Source organism: Marilutibacter chinensis (genome assembly GCF_021725675.1).
GTDB lineage: Bacteria > Pseudomonadota > Gammaproteobacteria > Xanthomonadales > Xanthomonadaceae > Marilutibacter > Marilutibacter chinensis.
The window spans coordinates 79576-97213 of sequence record NZ_JAKJPO010000003.1; the positions used below are offsets into that span (position 1 = coordinate 79576).

Here is a 17638-nt window from a genome sequence, read left to right on the forward strand (position 1 = left end):
GGTCACGGGCTCCGGGTCTTGCGCAGGGTCTTGATGCGGTCGTAGGCGGCGTTGAGCTCGCGCGCGCGGCTCTCGGCCTGCCGGCGCAGCTCGGGGGCGGCGCCCTCGAGCCGGTCGGGGTGGTACTGGGCGATCAGCCGGCGGTACGCACGGTCGACCTCGGCGTCGCTGGCGTCCTCGGTCAGGCCGAACGCTTCGTACGGGTTGGCGCGGCGCTGCAGCCGGAACCAGTCGGCGTCGAAAGCGTGCCCGATCAACAGGCCGATCAACGCGCCCAGCAGCGGATTGAAGCGCAGCAGCAGCGCCCCGGCGATGAAGCCCAGCAACTTGCCGTACCAGCGGGTCATGGCACCTCTCTGCCTGTGGGCGGACCGGAACCGGGTCACGGCTCCGGAAGCGACCCGGAAATCAGGCCGGCAGTGTACCTGCACGGAGGCCCGGACCGGCGTACACTGGCCGGCCCTGTCGCGTGGACGCGGCTTTCCGGTCCCGTCGCGCGAGGGGAAGCTCGCAGAGCGAATGCGTTCGACCGGGGGTATACCGTTGTCCATGCTGTCCACGACATTGAGCCAAGGCACACCATCGAGGGCCGTCCTGTCCGAATCCGACCTGCCGGGGTTGCCGTTGCGCCACCGCGGCAAGGTCCGCGACGTGTTCGACCTGCCACGCGAGGCGCTGCCGGAAGGCACGCCGGCCGGCGACTACCTGCTGATGGTCGCCACCGACCGCCTCAGCGCGTTCGACGTGGTGCTGCCCGACCCGATCCCCGGCAAGGGGGCGATGCTCTGCCAGATCAGCAACTTCTGGTTCCACAAGACCGAGCACATCGTCCGCAATCACCTAACCGGCATCGACGTGGCGTCGGTGCTTCCGGCCGGCGTTGATCCGGCTCCGTACCTGCAGCGTGCGGTGGTGACGCGACGTCTGAAGCCGGTGCCGATCGAATGCATCGCGCGCGGCTACGTGATCGGCAGCGGCTGGAAGGACTACCAGCGCACCGGCCGGATCAGCGGCATCTCACTGCCCGATGGCCTGCGCCAGGCGGAGCAGCTTGCCGAGCCGATCTTCACCCCGTCGACCAAGGCCGCGGTCGGCGACCACGACGAGAACATCGACTTCGACACCGCGGTCAGGCTGTGCGGCGCCGAACTGGCCGAGGCGGTCCGCGACGCCACCCTGCGGCTGTACCGCTACGCCGCCGGGTACGCGGCCGAACGGGGCATCCTGCTCGCGGACACCAAGTTCGAGTTCGGCACCGACGCCGACGGCCGCCTGTACGTGATGGACGAGATGCTGACCCCGGACTCCTCACGCTACTGGCCGGCCGACGAGTACGAAGTCGGCAGCAGCCCGCCCAGCTACGACAAGCAGATCGTGCGCGACTACCTGGAGACGCTGGACTGGGACAAGACCCCGCCGGGCCCGCACCTGCCCACCGAGGTGATCGAACGCACCCGCGCCCGCTACGCCGAGGCACTGCAGAAGCTGGCCGGGATTTCGATCGACTGAACCCGGTCAGCGGGCCCGCCAGCCGGGCCCGTGGTGGCGTGCCCTTGCCGCGCCGCCGCAGGCATGTACCGGCGCTTGCGGGTATGCTCGGACCGTAGCCGTACGCCACCGCATCGGGAGCCCGCCATGAGCACCGCCACCGACACCTCCCGCGAACCGGCCGCGACGCAGCGCCCGATCGATACCTGGTTCGCCCACTATTCCGGCGATCACCGCAACGCCACCAACCAGCTGATCCACGTGATCTGCGTGCCGGCGATCCTGTGGAGCGTGATCGCGCTGCTGTGGTGCATCCCCTCGCCCGGCACGTGGTTCCGCGCCGGCTTCTGGGCCGGGGCGGCGATGTTCGCGACCTGGGCGTTCTACTACCGCGCCTCCCGCAGGCTCGCGCTCGGCATGCTCGCGGTGTTCGTGCTGATGGCCTGGCTGACCCGCTGGCTGCACGACAGCTACGGCACGATGAACCTGCTGTACCTGGCGATCGGGGTGTTCGTGGTCGCGTGGATCGGCCAGTTCGTCGGCCACAGCAAGCTGTTCGAGGGCAAGCGGCCGAGCTTTCTGACCGACCTGCGTTATCTGCTGATCGGCCCGGCCTGGGTGCTGGCCAAGCTCTACCGCAGGCTCGGCTGGCGCTACTGACGCCCCGACCAACGGCCGATTGCGCCGGGCCGCGCGCCTGCCCGATCATCGCCATCGTCCGACTGGCGCAGCCCTGACAGGAGCGGCGTGAGCCGCGACCTGGCCTCATGGCGAGGCTTCATCGCGGCTTACGCCCCTCCTACGGCCGTTCCTGAGCGCTCCTGTCAGGGCCCCTCCCCCTCGTCCCCACCGCAGGCTCCCGCCACGCGGTACTTCGGTGTCCGCCCATGTCCCCGCGCGATTTCCTGCTGATCCTGATCGTCGTCCTCGCCTGGGCGGGCAACTTCCTGACCTCGGCGCTGGCGATGCGGGAGATCCCGCCACTGCTGTTCACCGCCCTGCGCTTCGCGCTGCTCGCGATCCCGCTGGTGTTCGTGCTCAGGCGACCGGCTCCGGGGCAGTGGCCGCGGCTGGTCGCGGTCTGCCTGTGCGTGGGCGTACTGCACTTCGGGCTGAGCTTCACCGCGCTGAAGCTGGCCGGCGACCTGTCCTCGCCTGCGATCGTGATGCAGAGCTACGTGCCGATGACCGCGCTGCTGGCGTGGGCGGTGCTGGGCGAACGCTTCGGCTGGAGGACCGGCGTGGCGATCGCGACCAGTTTCTGCGGCGTGCTGGTGCTGGGTTTCGATCCGATCGTGCTGGACCGGCCGGTCGCGATAGCGGTGATGCTGGTGTCGGCACTGTTCCTGGCGATCGGCACGGTGCTGATGAAGCCGCTGCGCGGGCTCGACATGTTCAGCCAGCAGGGCTGGACGGCGGTGTTCAGCCTGTTGCCGCTGATCGCGCTCAGCGCCTGGCTCGAGCCGGGCGCGATCGCGCGGCTGCCGCAGGTCGGCTGGGTCGGCTGGGCCGGCGCGCTGTACGCCGCCTTCGTCTCCTCGCTGCTCGGCCATGGGCTGTACTACGTGCTGGTGCAGCGCCATCCGGTCGCCCAGGTGACCCCGTGGCTGTTGTTGGTGCCGCCACTGGCAATCGCGCTGGGCATCGCGTTCTGGGGCGACCGACCGGGGCCGAAGCTCTGGCTGGGTGGTGCGATGGTGCTCGGCGGCGTACTCGGCGTCGCCCTGCGCACGCTGAGCAAGAGCCGTCGCGCACCGAGAGCCGAGGAGATCTGAGCAGGCGTGGCGCCGAAAGTGCGTGTCCGGCCAGGTGAACCGCCCGGGCACCCTGCCGGGCCCATGATGGTCCCTCGTTGAACGGGGGAAGCCGGGCGGCCCATCGCCATGTACGACGAGATGGCCCTGCTGCTGTTCGCCACCGCCGTGCCGGGCGTGGTCGCGCTGCGGCTGAAGCAACCGGTGATCGTGGCCTACATCCTGATCGGCATCGTTGCCGGCCCCTCGGTCCTGGACTGGATCAGCGCCCACGAGCCGATGGAGCCGCTGGCCGGGATCGGTGTGACCGTCCTGCTGTTCGTGGTCGGGCTGAAACTGGAGCCGGCACGGCTGGTGCGGGAATACCTGCGCAGCCGCGACGCTGACCCGGTCAGCATCGGCAGCCACGGCCGAGGCGCGCTGTCCGACGTGCTGCTGGGCAGCATCGCGCAGCGCATCCTGGAAACCGCGCGCGGCGACGTCCTTCTCGTGCGCCGCCCGCTGGACTGACGTCCTATGCCGGGGGCCTGAACATCTCCGCCGTCGGCACGAACGCGCGCGGCGCGTAGCCGAAGTCGCGCAACGCGGGCGCAACGTCGAACACGAGATCGTCGCGCATCCGCCCGATCATCGCTTCGCCCGGCGCGCGCCCGAGCAGGCGGGCGGCCTGCACGGCGAGGGCGAACAGCGGCGACGGCACTTCGACCAGACGTGCTGGCGGCTGCAGGCAGACCAGCACGCGTGCGATCATTTCGCGGTAGGGCAGTGTCTCGCCACCCGGCACGGCATAGGCGCGGCCGAAGCTGGCCGGCGCGTCAAGACAGGCGAGCGCAGCGGCGGCAAGGTCGTCGACATGCACCGGCTGGCGCAGGCCGTCGGCGCCGCGCGGCAACGGAAAGAAGCGCCAGCGCGACGCCAGCGCGGCGATCCGGGTCAGGGTCGCGTCGCGGCCGGCGCCGTAGACGAGGGTCGGCCGCAGCAGGGTCGCAGCCGCACCGCGAGCCGACCCGGTGGCGAACACCATCGTCTCGCCCTCGCGCAGGCGGCGGGCGACGTCGCGCTCGGCGGTATCGGCCGAGTGCTGCTTGGTGTCGACGCTGGTCGAACCGAACGCGACCACGCGACCGGTCTCGACGTCCGATTGCGAATACCAGCGCGCGAATGCATCCAGCGGGCCGGCACTGATGATCGCGTCGAAGCGTGCAGGCAACACCGGCATCGCGTCGAACCCCCCGCGCACCCAGTCCACGCCGGCAACGCCGGCTTGATCGTCGCGCGACAACGCGGCGATCCGCCAGCCCTTGCCTGCCAGCTGCCGCAACAACGGCCGGCCGATCTGGCCGCTGCCACCGAAGATCAACGCGGTGCGCATGGGCCTGTAAACGTCCATGGATGCCCGTCTGCACGGGAACGACGATCAAGAAGGTTCCGGGCATCGCATATAAACATGTTCACGCGCGCGCGAAGCCGGGTCGAAGCGGGCTTTTCAAGGGCCATCGGCACAGCATAGCGGGCGCGGCCGAGGCAGTGGCATCGGGTAGAATGGCCGGCCATTGCAACACCCCTCCGCGATGGCCCGGTCACTCGTCGTCCCGGCAAGGGCCGGGATCCAGCTGTCCCGCAATGGGCCTCGGCATACGTCGGGGTGACGGACCGGAGCTGTCCCGAAGCCACTGGAGCGAGATGCTGGTTTTCCAACTACCCCTCCTGCTAGCCCTGCCGTTCGCGTTCGCCGTGGTGATGCTGGTCTGGCGTCCGGCCTCGCGCAGGACCACCGCATGGCTGGCCGGGATCGCACCGCTGATCGGCCTCGGCCTGCTGGCCGCGCTGACCCCCGCGGTCCTCGACGGCAGCGTTCCGCAGTCGATCCATCCGTGGGTCCCGCAGCTCGGGCTGACGTTCTCGCTGCGCCTGGACGGGCTGGCGTGGATGTTCGCGCTGATGGTGCTGGCGATTGGCGTGCTGGTGGTGATGTACGCCCGCTATTACCTGAGCCAGAACGAGGACGCGCCGAAGTTCTTCGGTTACCTGCTGCTGTTCATGGGCTCGATGCTCGGCATGGTCGTCGCCGGCAACCTGCTGCTGCTGGCGATCTTCTGGGAGCTGACTTCGATCAGTTCCTTCCTGCTGATCGGCTACTGGTCGCGGCAGAACGAGGCGCGCGAGGGCGCGCGGATGGCGCTGACGATCACCGGCGCTGGCGGCCTGGCGCTGCTCGGCGGCGTGATCATGATCGGCCAGGTGGTCGGCAGCTACGAGCTCGACGCGGTGCTGGCGGCGGGCGACCTGCTGCGTGCGCATCCGCTGTACCCGGCGATCCTGGCGCTGGTGCTGGCCGGCATCTTCACCAAAAGCGCGCAGTTCCCGTTCCACTTCTGGCTGCCGCATGCGATGGCAGCGCCGACGCCGGTCTCGGCCTACCTGCACTCGGCGACGATGGTGAAGGCCGGCGTGTTCCTGCTCGCGCGCCTGCACCCGGCGCTGGCCGGCACCGAGCTGTTCTTCTACGTGGTCACCAGCGTCGGCGCGGCGACCCTGCTGGTCGGCGCCTGGAACGCGATCTTCCAGCACGACCTCAAGGGCCTGCTCGCGTATTCGACGATCTCGCACCTGGGCCTGATCACGATGCTGTTCGGGTTGTCGACGCCGATGGCGGTGGTCGCCGGCCTGTTCCACATCCTCAACCACGCGACCTTCAAGGCCTCGCTGTTCATGGCCGCCGGCATCATCGACCACGAGACCGGCACCCGCGACATGCGCCGGCTCGGCAACCTGCGCCGCTATCTGCCGTTCACCAGCGCGCTGGCGATCATCGCCGCGCTGGCGATGGCCGGCATCCCGCTGCTGAACGGCTTCCTGTCGAAGGAGATGTTCTTCGCCCTGGCGCTGGAGATCGAGGGCCATGCGGGGATGCGCACCGCGGCGTCGGTGGTGGCCTTCCTCGCCGGCGTGTTCGGCGTCGCCTACAGCCTGCGCTTCGTCCACGATACCTTCTTCGGCGACGGCCCGCGCGCGGTCGACCGCGAGATCCACGAGCCGCCGAGGTTCATGAAGATCCCGGTCGAGGTGCTGGTGGTGCTGTGCCTGGCGGTTGGCGTGGTCCCGGCCTGGACGATCGCTCCGGTGCTGGCGACCGCGGCCCACGGGGTGCTGGGCGACGCGGTCCCCGAGTACAGCCTGGCGGTCTGGCACGGCTTCAATGTGCCGCTGATGATGAGCCTGGGTGGAGTGATCGGTGGCGGCCTGCTGTACCTCGGCCTGCGCCGGCTGATCAACCTGCATGCGGTCGCCCGCCATGCGTTCGGCCGTCACCTGTTCCGGGTCAACACCCGCGCGCTGCTGACCAACGCGCGACGCTTCACCTTCCACGTGACCGACGGCAGCCTGCAGCGTTCGCTATGGTGGGTGCTGATCGCGCTGCTGGCGGTCGCCGGCCTGCCGACGCTGACCGCGCTGGGCGCCGGAGCCGGCGCCAGCCAGCCGATGCCGGCGCTGGGATGGGCGGTGTGGCTGGTCGCGGTCGCCGCGACCGTGACGACCGTGTTCCTCCACCGCAAGCGCCTGCTGGCGCTGCTGGTGGTCGGCGCGGTCGGTCTGGCGGTGAGCCTGGTGTTCGTGCTGATGTCGGCCCCCGACCTGGCCCTGACCCAGCTGCTGGTGGAGCTGGTCACCATCGCGCTGATGTTGCTGGCACTGAACTATCTGCCGCAGCAGTCGGTCCGCACCGACAACAACGCGCGTCGCTGGCGCGACGGCGCGATCGCGCTGGTGATCGGCGCCGGCATCGGCACGCTGGCCTACGCGATGATGACCCGTCCGCTGGACACCGTCGCGACCGAGCTGCTCGCCCGCTCGCTGCCGGAAGGATACGGGCGCAACGTGGTCAACGTGATCCTGGTCGACTTCCGCGGCTTCGATACCTTCGGCGAGATCACCGTGTTCGGTATCGCCGGCCTGGTCGTGCACGCGCTGCTGCGCCGTGCCCGGATCGCCGCCGACGAGGTCGTGCCCGGCGTCGCCGATCCGCTGCCGATGCCGTCCAATCTCAGCCATCTGTTGTTCCCGCTCGCGCTGGCGGTATCCGTGTATCTGTTCCTGCGCGGCCACAACGCACCCGGCGGCGGCTTCATCGCCGGCCTGGTGCTGGCGGTGCCGCTGCTGCTGCAGTACGTACTGCTGGGCTCGCAGCACGTCGAGTCGCGGCTGGGCTTCGATTACGTGCGCTGCATAGGCATCGGCCTGCTGGTCGCCGCGGCGACAGGCGTGGTGCCGATGCTGCTCGGCTATCCCTTCCTGACCAGCGGCCACGCCGAGCCGCGCGTCCCGCTTGTCGGCGAACTGCCGCTGGCCAGCGCGATGGGCTTCGACACCGGCGTGTACCTGGTGGTGTTCGGCGGCGCGATGCTGATCCTGTCGATGATGGGCACCGTCCGTCCGCCGCGCGCGCCAACGGGGAAGGCGGTCCCGCCCGCCCCCGCTCCGGCCGAGCCGACAAACGTGGAGCCCGCCTGATGGAGTTCGCCCTCGCCAGCCTGATCGGGCTGCTGACCGCCGCCGGCGTCTACCTGCTGCTGCGCGCGCGCAGCTTCGACGTGATCCTCGGCCTGACCCTGCTGTCCTATGCGACCAATCTGCTGATCTTCTCGTCCGGGCGCCTGGTCATCGGCAAGCCGCCGGTGCTCGAGGACGGGGTCGCGACGACACTCGCCCATTACACCGATCCGCTTCCGCAGGCGCTGGTGCTGACCGCGATCGTGATCGCCTTCGCGATGACCGCGGTGACGATCGTGATCGCGATGCGCAGCCGCTCCGACAACGGCAGCGACCACGTCGATGCCGGCGGCGAGGGCATGCCGTGATCGCAGCGGTCGAAGCACCCGTGGCGCTGACCTCGCTCGGCGCCCATCTCCCGGTCCTGCCGATCCTGCTGCCGTTGCTGTTCGGCGCGGTCCTGCTGCTGGTCGAACGCCGCGGGATCGCGCTGCAGCGCACGATCTCGTGGCTGGGCGTGGCGACGCTGACCGCGGTCGCGGCCGCCCTGCTGCTGGCGGCCGACACCGGGACGATCTCGCTCTACCTGGTCGGCGACTGGCCGGCGCGGCTCGGCATCGCCCTGGTCGCCGATCGCACCAGTGCGCTGCTGGTGCTGACCACGACCCTGCTTGCCGGCGCCTGCCTGCTGTACGCCTGCGCCGGCTGGGACCGCCGCGCGATCCACTTCCACGCGCTGTTCCAGCTGCAGCTGACCGGCCTGAACGGCGCCTTCCTGACCGGCGACCTGTTCAACCTGTTCGTGTTCTTCGAGGTGATGCTGATCGCCTCCTACGGCCTGCTGCTCAGTGGCGGCCGCGGCCCGCGGATGCGCGCCGGCCTGCATTACGTCGTGCTCAACATCACTGCATCCACCCTGTTCCTGATCGCGCTGGGGCTGCTGTACGGCGTGCTGGGCAGCCTCAACATGGCCGAGCTCGCGTTGCGGACGAGCCAGGCCGGCGCCGCCGACCTGGCGCTGGTCCGCGCTGCTTCCGGCATCCTGCTGGTGGTGTTCTGCACCAAGGCCGCGCTGGTGCCGCTGTACCTGTGGCTGCCGAACGCGTACTCGCGGGCGCCGGCGGTGGTGGCGGCGCTGTTCGCGGTGATGACCAAGGTCGGCGTCTACGCGGTGCTGCGGGTCTACACGCTGGTGTTCGGCGATCTGGCCGCCGGCGGCGAGGCGGCCGCACTGGCGGGCTGGGCCTGGGAATGGCTGCTGCCGGCCGGACTGCTGACCCTCGTGCTGGCCACGCTCGGCGCACTGGCGAGCAAATCGCTGCGGATGCTGGTCGCTTTCCTGGTGATCGCATCGGCCGCGACCCTGTTCGTCGCGATATCGCTCGGCACCGCCGCTGCGATCTCGGCCGGCCTCTACTATCTGGTGCACAGCACCTTCGTCGCCGGCGCGCTGTTCCTCGTCGTCGACCTGATCCGTCGCCAGCGCGGCGCGGTCGGCGACAATCTCGACGTCGCCGGTCCGCTGCGCCACAACGCGCTGCTCGGCCTGCTGTTCGGCACCGCCGCGATCTCGGTGTCCGGCATGCCACCGCTGTCGGGCTTTCTCGGCAAGGTGATGCTGCTCGACGCGGTGCCCGCCGACGCGGTCGCGTGGACCTGGTCGGTGGTGCTGGTGACCAGCCTGCTGACCGTGGTGGCGCTGGCACGCACGGCCAGCCAGACCTTCTGGCGCGCGCAGCCATGGCCGCAGACCACGCCGCTGCCGGCGCCGCCATCGCGCATCCAGGTCGCCGCGGCCGCGCTGTTGCTGGTTTACGGTATCGGCATGACAGTGCTTGGCGGACCGATCATGCGCTACACCGATGCCGCCGCGGCGCAGCTGCTGGCGCCGGCCGACTACGTGCGCGCGGCACACGGCGCCACGCCCCAGCTGCGGGAGCCCTCGCCATGAGACGCCTGCTGACCTCGCCGCCGCTGAGCCTGGCGGTGTTGCTGCTGTGGCTGCTGCTGGTCGCGGACTTCTCCCCGGGCCAGCTCGCGATCGGCGTCATCCTCGCCCTGCTGCTGCCGTGGCTGGCCGGGCTGCTGGAACCCGAACGCGCCGCCTTCGGCCGCACCATCGCCCTGTTGGCGCTGACCCGACGGGTGCTGTGGGACATGATCCTGTCGAACATCGAGGTCGCGCGCCGCATCCTCGGCCCGGAGCGCGCGCTGACGCCCGGTTTCGTCTGGATTCCGCTGGATCTGACCAGCATCCACGGCATCACCGCGCTGGCCAGCATCATCACCCTGACGCCTGGCACGGTCTCCGCCGAGCTGAGCGAAGACCGCCGGTTCCTGCTTGTGCACTGCTTCAACCTGAAGGACGCCGACGTGCAGATCGCCGAGATCAAGACGCGCTACGAGTCGCTGCTGATGGAGATCTTCCCGTGACCGTCATCGATCATGCACTGACCGCGTCGATGTTCATGGTGGCCGCGGCCATGCTGTTCAGCCTGTACCGGCTGCTGGCGGGGCCGTCGGTGCCCGATCGCATCCTCGCCCTCGACACGCTCTACATCAACACGATCGCCGCGCTGATGCTGTTCGGCATGCAACTGCACTCGACGATCTACTTCGAGGCCGCACTGGTGATCGCGATGCTCGGCTTCGTCGGCACCGTGATGCTCAGCAAGTACGTGCTGCGGCGGGACATCGTCGAATGAACGCCGCGCTCGAATACCTGCTCGCCGCGCTGCTGCTGATCGGCAGCGGCTTCGTCCTGGTCGGCTCGCTGGGCCTGATCAAGCTGTCGGACTTCTTCAAGCGCCTGCACGGGCCGACCAAGGCGACCACCCTGGGTGTCGGCTGCATCCTGCTGGCGTCGATCGGCCACCACGCCTGGCTCGGCGACGGCTTCGGCCTGCGCGAGATCCTGGTGACCCTGTTCCTGTTCATCACCGCCCCGGTCAGCGCCCACCTGATGTCGCTGGCGGCGCTGCGGATCGGGCTGGAACGGCGTCCTCCGCGCCCCGGCGCCCGGTCCGGCGATCCGCGCCCGGAGAATCCCGACCGCCGCCGCGGCTGACGGCGGCCCCACGCTCCGAAGCTGACTGGCTGCCCATTTCGGGCGTGCCGGAACGGCCGATCCGGGGAAAAAACGCCCCCGGCACAGTAGCATTGGCGGTTTGCTGGCCAGACTCCGGACGGAACGCCCATGACCCGATGCCTCGCGAGCCTTTACGTCGCCTGCCTGTTGGCCTTCGCGCCCGCCGCCTCCGCGGACGGCCCGTCCGAGACCAGCAGCAAGGACATTCTCGGCTGGATCGAGTGGGTCGACATCGGCCGCGGTCCGCTGCGGCTGAAGGCCAAGCTCGACACCGGCGCAACCACCTCGTCGCTGACCGCCGAGGACATCGAGGTATTCAAGAAGGACGGCAAGCGCTACGTACGCTTCGTCGTCCGCGACGAGGACCATGACGTCGAGGAGTCGTTCGAGTCGCGGCTGGTCCGCCACGTCCGGATCCGCCGCCACGACGGCTCGACCCAGCGGCGGCCGGTGGTCGAGATCGGCATGTGCCTGGGCTCGGTCTACCGCAAGCAGGAGTTCACCCTGGTCGACCGCAGCTCGTTCGTCTACCCGGTCCTGGTCGGCCGCAACTTCATGGAAGGGCGCATCATCGTCGACCCCGGCGATACCTTCATCCAGCGGCCCTCGTGCCGGCGCCAGAGCCGGACCCGCTCCGCTGCGGCTGATGCGGTCGCGGTGGCATCCGCATGAATCGCTGGCATCTGCGGATCCTCGCCTTCGCACTGGCGGCGGCCGCGATCGGGCTGATCGGCTACAAGACGCGGGTGCTTGGCTATCCGCTGGTACCGGCCGAGGAGGTCGAAAGCTGGGTGATCGAGGCGCGTCTGGGCTTCGAGCCCGACGGCCGCGCGATCAAGGCCGAGCTCGCGATCCCGGCCGACCCGCCGGGCTTCATGCTGATCGACGAGAACTTCGTCTCGCGAGGCTACGGCGTGCAGACGGAGCGGCGCGACGACAACCGCGTGGCGCTGTGGAGCATCCGGCGGGCCACCGGCCAGCAGGCGCTGTACTACCGCGCGACCGTCGCCCGGCATTCGGAAGAGCCGGAACCGCAGGCGGTGCCGGCGCTCGAACAGGCGCCGGAGTACGACGAACTCGAAGGCGCGGCGGTACAAGCCATCCTCGACGAGGTGCGCAGCAAGTCCGCCGACATCGCGACGTTCTCCTCGCTGCTGGTGAAGATGCTCGCCAGCCCCGCGCCCGACGAGAACGTGCAGCTGCTGCTGCCGCGACCCGCCACGCGCGAGCAGCAGACCCGCACCGCGATCCATGTACTGGCCGGCGCCCGCATCCCGGCGCGCATGGTCTGGGGCATCCACCTCGCCGAGGGCATCCGCGACCCGATCCCGGAGCCGTGGCTGGAGGTCAACAACGGCGAACGCTGGATCGCGATCAACCCGGCCGACGCCAGCCATGGCTATCCCCCGGACTTCCTGATCTGGTGGCATGGCGACGCCCCGCTGTTCTCGGTCGACAATGCCCGCCATCCGGAGCTGAAGTTCTCGGTGACCCGCAGCCTGGAGCCGGCGCTGGAAATGGTCAGCCGCCAGGGCGAACTGGTCGGCTCGCCGGTGATGGCCTACTCGCTGTCGACCCTGCCGGTGCACGTGCAGAATGTGTATCGCGCATTGTTGCTGATCCCGATCGGCATCCTGCTGATCGTGGTGCTGCGCAACGTGATCGGCATCCGCACCTTCGGCACCTTCATGCCGGTGCTGATCTCGCTCGCGTTCCGCGAGACCGACCTGGGTTCCGGCGTGCTGCTGTTCTCGGTGATCGTGACCCTTGGGCTGTCGGTGCGCTTCTACCTCGAACACCTGAAGCTGCTGCTGGTGCCGCGACTGGCGGTGGTGGTGATCGTGGTGATCATGCTGATGCTGCTGGTGAGCCTGCTCTCGCACCGGCTCGAGTTCGACGTCGGCCTGTCGGTGGCGCTGTTCCCGATGGTGATCATGGCGATGACGATCGAACGCATCTCGATCGTCTGGGAAGAGCATGGCCCCGGCGACGCGATCACCCAGGCGATCGGCAGCCTGCTGGTCGCGATCGCCTGCTACCTGGCGATGTACAACGCGCGGGTCGAGTACTTCGTGTTCGTGTTCCCCGAGGTGCTGCTGCTGGTGCTGGCGATCACGTTGATGCTGGGCCGCTACACCGGTTACCGGCTCAGCGAGCTGCTGCGCTTCCGCGCACTCGGCCAGGGGGCGCCGCAATGAGGTGGTTCGCGTGGCCCAGCGAGCTGCGCCGGGCCGGCGTGCTGAGCATGAACGCACGCAACGCGCTGTACATCGCCCGGCGCAATCCACGCCGGCTGTACCCGCGCGTGGACGACAAGCTGCTGACCAAGCAACTGGCGCTGGACGCGGGAATGGCCGTCCCCGACCTCTATGGCGTGGTCTCGACGTACCACGATGCGCGTCGCTTCGAGCGCCTGCTCGAGGGACGCGACGACTTCGTGATCAAGCCGGCGCGCGGCGCCGGCGGCGACGGCATCGTGGTCGTGGCCGGCCGCCTGGGCGAGGGCTACCTGAAGATCAACGGTTCGCGGATGTCGCGCGAGGACATCGTCTATCACCTCGGCAACATCCTGTCGGGCATGTACAGCTTCGGCGGCCGGCCCGATCGCGCGATGATCGAGTACCGCGTGCGTCCGGACACGGTGTTCAGCGCGATCTCGCATCTGGGCGTGCCCGACGTGCGGGTGATCGTGCATCGCGGCTTCCCGGTGCTGGCGATGCTGCGGTTGCCGACCCGGGCTTCCGGCGGCAAGGCCAACCTGCACCAGGGCGCGGTCGGTACCGGCATCGACATCGCCAGCGGACTGACCACCCATGGCGTCTGGCATGGCCATCCGGTCGACCGCCATCCGGATACCCTGGAACCGCTGGAAGGCGTGGCGATTCCCGGCTGGGACCGGATCCTGGAACTGTCCGCACGCGGTCACGAACTGACCGGGCTGGGCTATCTGGGCGTCGACATCGTGATCGACCGCGAGCAGGGCCCGCTGATCCTGGAACTCAATGCGCGTCCGGGGCTCGCGATCCAGATCGCCAACCGCCGCGGCCTGCGCGAGCGGCTCGAGCAGATCGACCGCGATGCCGAGCCCGACATGGAGCCGGCCGCGCGCGCCGACTTCGTGCGCTCGAAGTTCGGCGGCATGCGGTAAGGGCCGATCGGCGCCCTGGCGACGAACCGGCCATATCTGCCGGCTCCCGCCCGTCCCCGGCGACAGCCGTCCACCGCCAGAAGCGAGCGAATGAGGTAGCTATCGGCCGGGGTTGGCGCAAAGCCATCGCGCCGACGATTCCGCCTGCCGCCTCCAGGCTGCCCCGCTATCGTTCATCGCTGGCGGTGGCATACCGGCTCCCCCACATGGCCAGCGCATGCACGGCGTCGTTCAACGATGCGCCGATTTCGGTCACCGAGTACTCGACGTGCAACACGCGGCCGGACCGATCGTCGCGACGCACGATGCCGTCCGCCTCCATCTCACGCAGCTGCTCGTAGAGCACCTTCTCGCTGATTCCGGGAATGCGGCGGCGCAGTTCGCGGAACCGGACAGGAGCGGCATGCAGCTCCCACAGGATCGTCGGCTTCCATTTTCCGGCGATCACCCGCATCGCCGGGCCGAGTCCGCAATTGAAAGGTTGTGCGCGTTTCATCGTTGCCTCCACCGCGGACATGGGTACGTACGTTCCGGTAAGCAATTGAACGGCCGGACGTGCACAGCCAATGTATGCGGCCCCCAACCAGGAATGACAACATGCTGCAACACGAAGGCGACGTGAGCGTGATCGGGCTCGGCGAGATGGGCGGTGCGCTCGCACGCACGCTGCTGCGCAAGGGCTGGCGGGTCACCGTCTGGAACCGCAGTCCGATGCGCGCGCGGGCGCTTGCCGCAGAGGGCGCACGTACGGCGAACGACCCCGTCGAGGCGGTCGCGGCAAGTCCGATCGTGATCGTCTGCCTGTCGAACTATCCGGCGATGCGCGAGGTGCTTGGACGTTGCGACGGGACACTGGCCGGCCGCGTCGTGGTGCAGCTCGGCAACGGCACCCCGCAGGACGCACGGGACGGTGCGGCATGGGCGGAATCGCGCGGCGCCCACTATCTCGACGGCACGATTCTCGCGTGGCCCAGCCAGATCGGAGGCGAACATACGGTGATCCTCGCCTCCGGCTCGGACGATGCGTTCGCGCGCGCACGTGATGCCCTGCAAGCGCTGGCCGGCGCATCCGCGCACACCGGTACGCGGGTCGACGAGGCGGCGGCGCTCGGTGCGGCCACCCTGGCCTATCTCGCCGGCCACTGGATCGGCATGGCTCACGCCTCTCTGCTATGCCAATCCGAAGGACTCGACGTGCAGGCCTTTGCGGGCATGCTCGCCGACTTCTCCCCGGTACTCGGGAACGATCTCCGGCATATGGGCGACGTGATCGGAGAGGGGCGTTACGCGAACCCGGAAAGCACACTGCAGACTGCCGGCGCCGACATCGCCAACCTCGTGCGCCAGGCCCGCGAGGCGGGCATCGGCGAAGAATTCCCCTCCTACGCGGCAGGGCTGTTCCAGCGCGCGATCGAGGCCGGTTACGGGCCCGAGGAACACGTCGCGGTGATCAAGGTATTGCGGAACGCGGCGTGAAGTCGCCACGGCCCCCGCGACGGCCAGGACGCGATCGACGGGGGCGTCGGGCAGCGCCTCGGCCGCGGGGCCGTCGCCCCCTCTTCGGCCATGCCGCCGGTCGGCCCGCTAACCGAGGAGGAACATCAGCTCCAGTCCGACCCAGCCGGCGAAGGCGGCCAGCAGCACCGTGCCCTCGCCGCGGCTGACCCGCAGGTCGCCGCGCAGCATCGGCAGCAGCATCAACGCGATCAGCAACGCCGCCGGCAACTCGAAGCGGACGAACGAGGCGGCGATCGGCAACGGCTGCCACAGCGCCATGCCGCCGACCACGACGAACAGGTTGAACAGGCTGGAGCCGATCACGTGGCCGGCGACCATGTCGCCCTGGCCACGCCGCGCGGCGGTCACCGCGGCCGCCATCTCCGGCAGCGCGGTCGCGATCGCGACCGGCAGCAGGCCGGTCAGCAGCGGGGCCATGCCCATCGCCGTGCCCAGTACCGGCGCGTGCCGCACGATCAGGTCCGCGCCGTAGTAGAGCAGCACGGCGGCGATGGCGAAGCGCAGTACGTTGAGGCCGAGCGCGGTCCGGGTCTGCGCGTATGCGGCGATCGCGTCCTGCACCTCGGGCGCCTCGCGCCGGGTACGCGCGAACGCGAAGGCCAGCACCGCGGCGAAGGCCAGCAGCAGGCCCAGACCGTCGAAACGACCCAGGCCGCCATCCAGCGACAGCAGCATCGTCGCGAGGGTGCCCGCCAGCAACAGCAACAGCAACGGCGACAGCGCGCGCCAGCGCACCAGCAACGGCGCCGCAACCGCCGCCGCGCCAAGGGTCAGGCCGAAGTTGACGATGTTGCTGCCGACCGCGTTGCCCAGCGCCAGCGCCTGCTGGCCGTCGAGCATGGCCTTGAGGTTGACCGCCAGTTCCGGCAACGAGGTGCCGAAGGCCACCAGCACCAGGCCGGCCACGAATGGCGATGCGCCGATCCGCCGGGCCAGGCCGGAGGCGCCCTTGACGATCGAATCCCCGCCCAGCGCCAGCAGGACGAGGCCGAGCACGAACCACAGCACGGTTGCGAACATCCGGGGTTCCCCTATGCAGACAGTCGTTGCGGACACGTTGTCCGGTCATGGCTCCGCGTCCGCTGCATTCTAGGGCCTGGCGCCGCCGCGCAGCAGGAACCCGGCAGCGACACCGGCGCGCGTGCTCCGCGCTCGACGCGAGGTGTAACCCGACCCGCTCAGGAGCAGCCTTCCACGTAGTCGACCTGCGGCGGCCGGCCGGCGCGCCACGCGTTTACCCGCCCGTCCGCATCGACGACGAATACCAGCACGCCGTCTGCGGAGGCGCCGGCACCCAGCCCGGTCACCCTCAGGTACTGGCCGCCCTCGACGTATTTGTGCGGCATCGTCTCGTAGCGACCGACGTAGAGCGCACGGATCGCGTCGCCGCGCGCACCCACCCGTCCGCCGCCGGGCGCCTCGATTTCCGGATCGGTCACGTCATAGCGTACGAACCGGCCTTCTTCCAGCATGAAGGCCGGCCGGGTGGCAGGGTCCGCATCCGCGGGCCACAGGTAATGACAGGTGCCGCCCTCGGACGGCTCGCCGGCGGCAACCAGTGCGGAGTCGCCGTTCCATGCGGCGCGCATCTCTTCCGCGCTCATGCCGAAGCGCAGCGGCCCGTATCCGTCGATCCGCGCCGGTCCGGGATCGCGCGACGGCGGGGGCGGCAGCAGTGCCGGTGCCGTCGCCGGAGGCACGTCCTCGGCCGGCTGGTCGTCGAACACCGCCCTGTCGACCGTATCGTCAGCCAGGCTTCCGTCGTCCATGCCCGCCGCATCACGTCCGCCGTCGTCCGGAGCTGCCGCGTCGGTCGCGAGCGCTGGTGTCGCGGCCTCCCCGGCGGTGTCGGCACCGCCGGCATCGCCCTGCGGCTGACAGCCGGCGAGCAGGCCCGCGATCGACAGACCCACGATCAACGCCGCCGCGTGCAGCCGCCATCGGGTGGACAGCCGGGAGGGCGACATAGCGGGCCATCGACCCATGGGCGGCGACTGGAACGGGTGCGGCCCGGCGGCTGCGGGTATTTTCATCGGCGATCTCATGGCAGGGGGTGGACAGGCCGACACAGACTAGCGGCCCGCCGTGTGCAGCCGGTGCGAACGCCGTGTCGATGCCGCCAATTCTAGAGTGCGGCATGCATCACGGATC

The 17638-nt window shown here is 69.6% G+C and carries 19 protein-coding genes; 14 read left to right on the top strand and 5 right to left on the bottom strand.

All coding sequences use genetic code 11. From position 1 onward, the window contains the following. Nucleotides 1-2 precede the first annotated feature (2 nt). Nucleotides 3-347, bottom strand: a complete 345-nt coding sequence (locus tag L3V18_RS06030; RefSeq protein WP_237053789.1) for a J domain-containing protein — start codon at nucleotides 345-347, stop codon at nucleotides 3-5. A 202-nt stretch (nucleotides 348-549) separates the two neighbouring features. Between L3V18_RS06030 and L3V18_RS06035 the strand changes: the two genes are divergently transcribed. From L3V18_RS06035 to L3V18_RS06050, 4 genes are all read left to right on the top strand, one after another. Continuing rightward, nucleotides 550-1509 carry a phosphoribosylaminoimidazolesuccinocarboxamide synthase gene (locus L3V18_RS06035; RefSeq protein WP_237054213.1) on the top strand — a complete coding sequence of 320 codons (960 nt, stop codon included), beginning with the start codon at nucleotides 550-552 and terminating at the stop codon, nucleotides 1507-1509. Between the two features lie 126 nt (nucleotides 1510-1635). Beyond that, complete coding sequence (locus tag L3V18_RS06040) at nucleotides 1636-2148, top strand: Mpo1 family 2-hydroxy fatty acid dioxygenase (protein WP_237053790.1); 513 nt, start codon at nucleotides 1636-1638, stop codon at nucleotides 2146-2148. Between the two features lie 227 nt (nucleotides 2149-2375). Further along, a complete protein-coding gene (locus tag L3V18_RS06045; RefSeq protein ID WP_237053791.1) occupies nucleotides 2376-3263 on the top strand; it encodes a DMT family transporter in 888 nt (295 codons plus the stop codon). 108 nt (nucleotides 3264-3371) lie between these two features. Beyond that, nucleotides 3372-3752: a universal stress protein gene (locus L3V18_RS06050; protein WP_237053792.1), complete on the top strand. Its 381-nt coding sequence runs from the start codon at nucleotides 3372-3374 to the stop codon at nucleotides 3750-3752. Nucleotides 3753-3756: 4 nt separating this feature from the next. Here the strand turns inward: L3V18_RS06050 and L3V18_RS06055 are convergent, their stop codons facing one another. After that, nucleotides 3757-4632 (bottom strand): NAD-dependent epimerase/dehydratase family protein, encoded by an 876-nt coding sequence (locus L3V18_RS06055; protein ID WP_237053793.1) that lies wholly within the window; start codon nucleotides 4630-4632, stop codon nucleotides 3757-3759. A 293-nt stretch (nucleotides 4633-4925) separates the two neighbouring features. Here L3V18_RS06055 and L3V18_RS06060 point away from each other — a divergent pair, with 293 nt between their 5' ends. From L3V18_RS06060 to L3V18_RS06100, 9 genes are all read left to right on the top strand, one after another. Then, a complete protein-coding gene (locus L3V18_RS06060) occupies nucleotides 4926-7754 on the top strand; it encodes a monovalent cation/H+ antiporter subunit A (RefSeq protein WP_425493474.1) in 2829 nt (942 codons plus the stop codon). After that, nucleotides 7754-8101, top strand: coding sequence for a Na+/H+ antiporter subunit C (locus L3V18_RS06065; RefSeq protein WP_237053794.1), 348 nt, complete (start codon nucleotides 7754-7756; stop codon nucleotides 8099-8101). The genes L3V18_RS06060 and L3V18_RS06065 overlap by 1 nt, the downstream gene beginning before the upstream one ends. Beyond that, the gene (locus L3V18_RS06070; protein WP_237053795.1) at nucleotides 8098-9684 is read left to right on the top strand and encodes a monovalent cation/H+ antiporter subunit D; all 1587 of its coding nucleotides are present in this window, start codon (nucleotides 8098-8100) and stop codon (nucleotides 9682-9684) included. Before L3V18_RS06065 ends, L3V18_RS06070 begins: the two co-directional genes overlap by 4 nt. Beyond that, complete coding sequence (locus tag L3V18_RS06075) at nucleotides 9681-10166, top strand: Na+/H+ antiporter subunit E (RefSeq protein ID WP_237053796.1); 486 nt, start codon at nucleotides 9681-9683, stop codon at nucleotides 10164-10166. The genes L3V18_RS06070 and L3V18_RS06075 overlap by 4 nt, the downstream gene beginning before the upstream one ends. Nucleotides 10167-10195: 29 nt before the next feature. After that, entirely contained in the window at nucleotides 10196-10438 is a 243-nt protein-coding gene (locus L3V18_RS06080; RefSeq protein WP_237054215.1) for a K+/H+ antiporter subunit F, read from the top strand. After that, nucleotides 10435-10800: a Na+/H+ antiporter subunit G gene (locus tag L3V18_RS06085; protein WP_237053797.1), complete on the top strand. Its 366-nt coding sequence runs from the start codon at nucleotides 10435-10437 to the stop codon at nucleotides 10798-10800. The genes L3V18_RS06080 and L3V18_RS06085 overlap by 4 nt, the downstream gene beginning before the upstream one ends. A gap of 129 nt (nucleotides 10801-10929) precedes the next feature. Further along, nucleotides 10930-11493, top strand: coding sequence for an ATP-dependent zinc protease family protein (locus L3V18_RS06090; RefSeq protein ID WP_237053798.1), 564 nt, complete (start codon nucleotides 10930-10932; stop codon nucleotides 11491-11493). After that, the gene (locus L3V18_RS06095; protein ID WP_237053799.1) at nucleotides 11490-13019 is read left to right on the top strand and encodes an inactive transglutaminase family protein; all 1530 of its coding nucleotides are present in this window, start codon (nucleotides 11490-11492) and stop codon (nucleotides 13017-13019) included. Before L3V18_RS06090 ends, L3V18_RS06095 begins: the two co-directional genes overlap by 4 nt. Beyond that, nucleotides 13016-13969, top strand: a complete 954-nt coding sequence (locus L3V18_RS06100) for an alpha-L-glutamate ligase-like protein (RefSeq protein WP_237053800.1) — start codon at nucleotides 13016-13018, stop codon at nucleotides 13967-13969. The genes L3V18_RS06095 and L3V18_RS06100 overlap by 4 nt, the downstream gene beginning before the upstream one ends. Before the next feature lie 166 nt (nucleotides 13970-14135). Here the strand turns inward: L3V18_RS06100 and L3V18_RS06105 are convergent, their stop codons facing one another. Continuing rightward, on the bottom strand, nucleotides 14136-14465 hold the full coding sequence (locus L3V18_RS06105) for a winged helix-turn-helix transcriptional regulator (protein ID WP_237053801.1): 330 nt from the start codon (nucleotides 14463-14465) through the stop codon (nucleotides 14136-14138). Between the two features lie 101 nt (nucleotides 14466-14566). Between L3V18_RS06105 and L3V18_RS06110 the strand changes: the two genes are divergently transcribed. Further along, complete coding sequence (locus tag L3V18_RS06110) at nucleotides 14567-15445, top strand: NAD(P)-dependent oxidoreductase (protein ID WP_237053802.1); 879 nt, start codon at nucleotides 14567-14569, stop codon at nucleotides 15443-15445. Nucleotides 15446-15553: 108 nt separating this feature from the next. On the opposite strand, the gene L3V18_RS06115 is transcribed toward L3V18_RS06110, so the two are convergent. Beyond that, a complete protein-coding gene (locus L3V18_RS06115) occupies nucleotides 15554-16507 on the bottom strand; it encodes a sodium:calcium antiporter (RefSeq protein WP_237053803.1) in 954 nt (317 codons plus the stop codon). A 158-nt stretch (nucleotides 16508-16665) separates the two neighbouring features. Then, nucleotides 16666-17454, bottom strand: coding sequence for a lectin (locus L3V18_RS06120; protein ID WP_237053804.1), 789 nt, complete (start codon nucleotides 17452-17454; stop codon nucleotides 16666-16668). Between the last annotated feature and the right edge of the window lie 184 nt (nucleotides 17455-17638).

Excerpts from the sequence above, each read along its gene's own strand:
- L3V18_RS06030 (WP_237053789.1), bottom strand. The coding sequence starts at position 347 with ATGACCCGCTGGTACGGCAAGTTGCTGGGCTTCATCGCCGGGGCGCTG.
- L3V18_RS06035 (WP_237054213.1), top strand. The coding sequence starts at position 550 with ATGCTGTCCACGACATTGAGCCAAGGCACACCATCGAGGGCCGTCCTG.
- L3V18_RS06040 (WP_237053790.1), top strand. The coding sequence starts at position 1,636 with ATGAGCACCGCCACCGACACCTCCCGCGAACCGGCCGCGACGCAGCGC.
- L3V18_RS06045 (WP_237053791.1), top strand. The coding sequence starts at position 2,376 with ATGTCCCCGCGCGATTTCCTGCTGATCCTGATCGTCGTCCTCGCCTGG.
- L3V18_RS06050 (WP_237053792.1), top strand. The coding sequence starts at position 3,372 with ATGTACGACGAGATGGCCCTGCTGCTGTTCGCCACCGCCGTGCCGGGC.
- L3V18_RS06055 (WP_237053793.1), bottom strand. The coding sequence starts at position 4,632 with ATGGACGTTTACAGGCCCATGCGCACCGCGTTGATCTTCGGTGGCAGC.
- L3V18_RS06060 (WP_425493474.1), top strand. The coding sequence starts at position 4,926 with ATGCTGGTTTTCCAACTACCCCTCCTGCTAGCCCTGCCGTTCGCGTTC.
- L3V18_RS06065 (WP_237053794.1), top strand. The coding sequence starts at position 7,754 with ATGGAGTTCGCCCTCGCCAGCCTGATCGGGCTGCTGACCGCCGCCGGC.
- L3V18_RS06075 (WP_237053796.1), top strand. The coding sequence starts at position 9,681 with ATGAGACGCCTGCTGACCTCGCCGCCGCTGAGCCTGGCGGTGTTGCTG.
- L3V18_RS06080 (WP_237054215.1), top strand. The coding sequence starts at position 10,196 with ATGTTCATGGTGGCCGCGGCCATGCTGTTCAGCCTGTACCGGCTGCTG.
- L3V18_RS06085 (WP_237053797.1), top strand. The coding sequence starts at position 10,435 with ATGAACGCCGCGCTCGAATACCTGCTCGCCGCGCTGCTGCTGATCGGC.
- L3V18_RS06090 (WP_237053798.1), top strand. The coding sequence starts at position 10,930 with ATGACCCGATGCCTCGCGAGCCTTTACGTCGCCTGCCTGTTGGCCTTC.
- L3V18_RS06095 (WP_237053799.1), top strand. The coding sequence starts at position 11,490 with ATGAATCGCTGGCATCTGCGGATCCTCGCCTTCGCACTGGCGGCGGCC.
- L3V18_RS06100 (WP_237053800.1), top strand. The coding sequence starts at position 13,016 with ATGAGGTGGTTCGCGTGGCCCAGCGAGCTGCGCCGGGCCGGCGTGCTG.
- L3V18_RS06105 (WP_237053801.1), bottom strand. The coding sequence starts at position 14,465 with ATGAAACGCGCACAACCTTTCAATTGCGGACTCGGCCCGGCGATGCGG.
- L3V18_RS06110 (WP_237053802.1), top strand. The coding sequence starts at position 14,567 with ATGCTGCAACACGAAGGCGACGTGAGCGTGATCGGGCTCGGCGAGATG.
- L3V18_RS06115 (WP_237053803.1), bottom strand. The coding sequence starts at position 16,507 with ATGTTCGCAACCGTGCTGTGGTTCGTGCTCGGCCTCGTCCTGCTGGCG.
- L3V18_RS06120 (WP_237053804.1), bottom strand. The coding sequence starts at position 17,454 with ATGTCGCCCTCCCGGCTGTCCACCCGATGGCGGCTGCACGCGGCGGCG.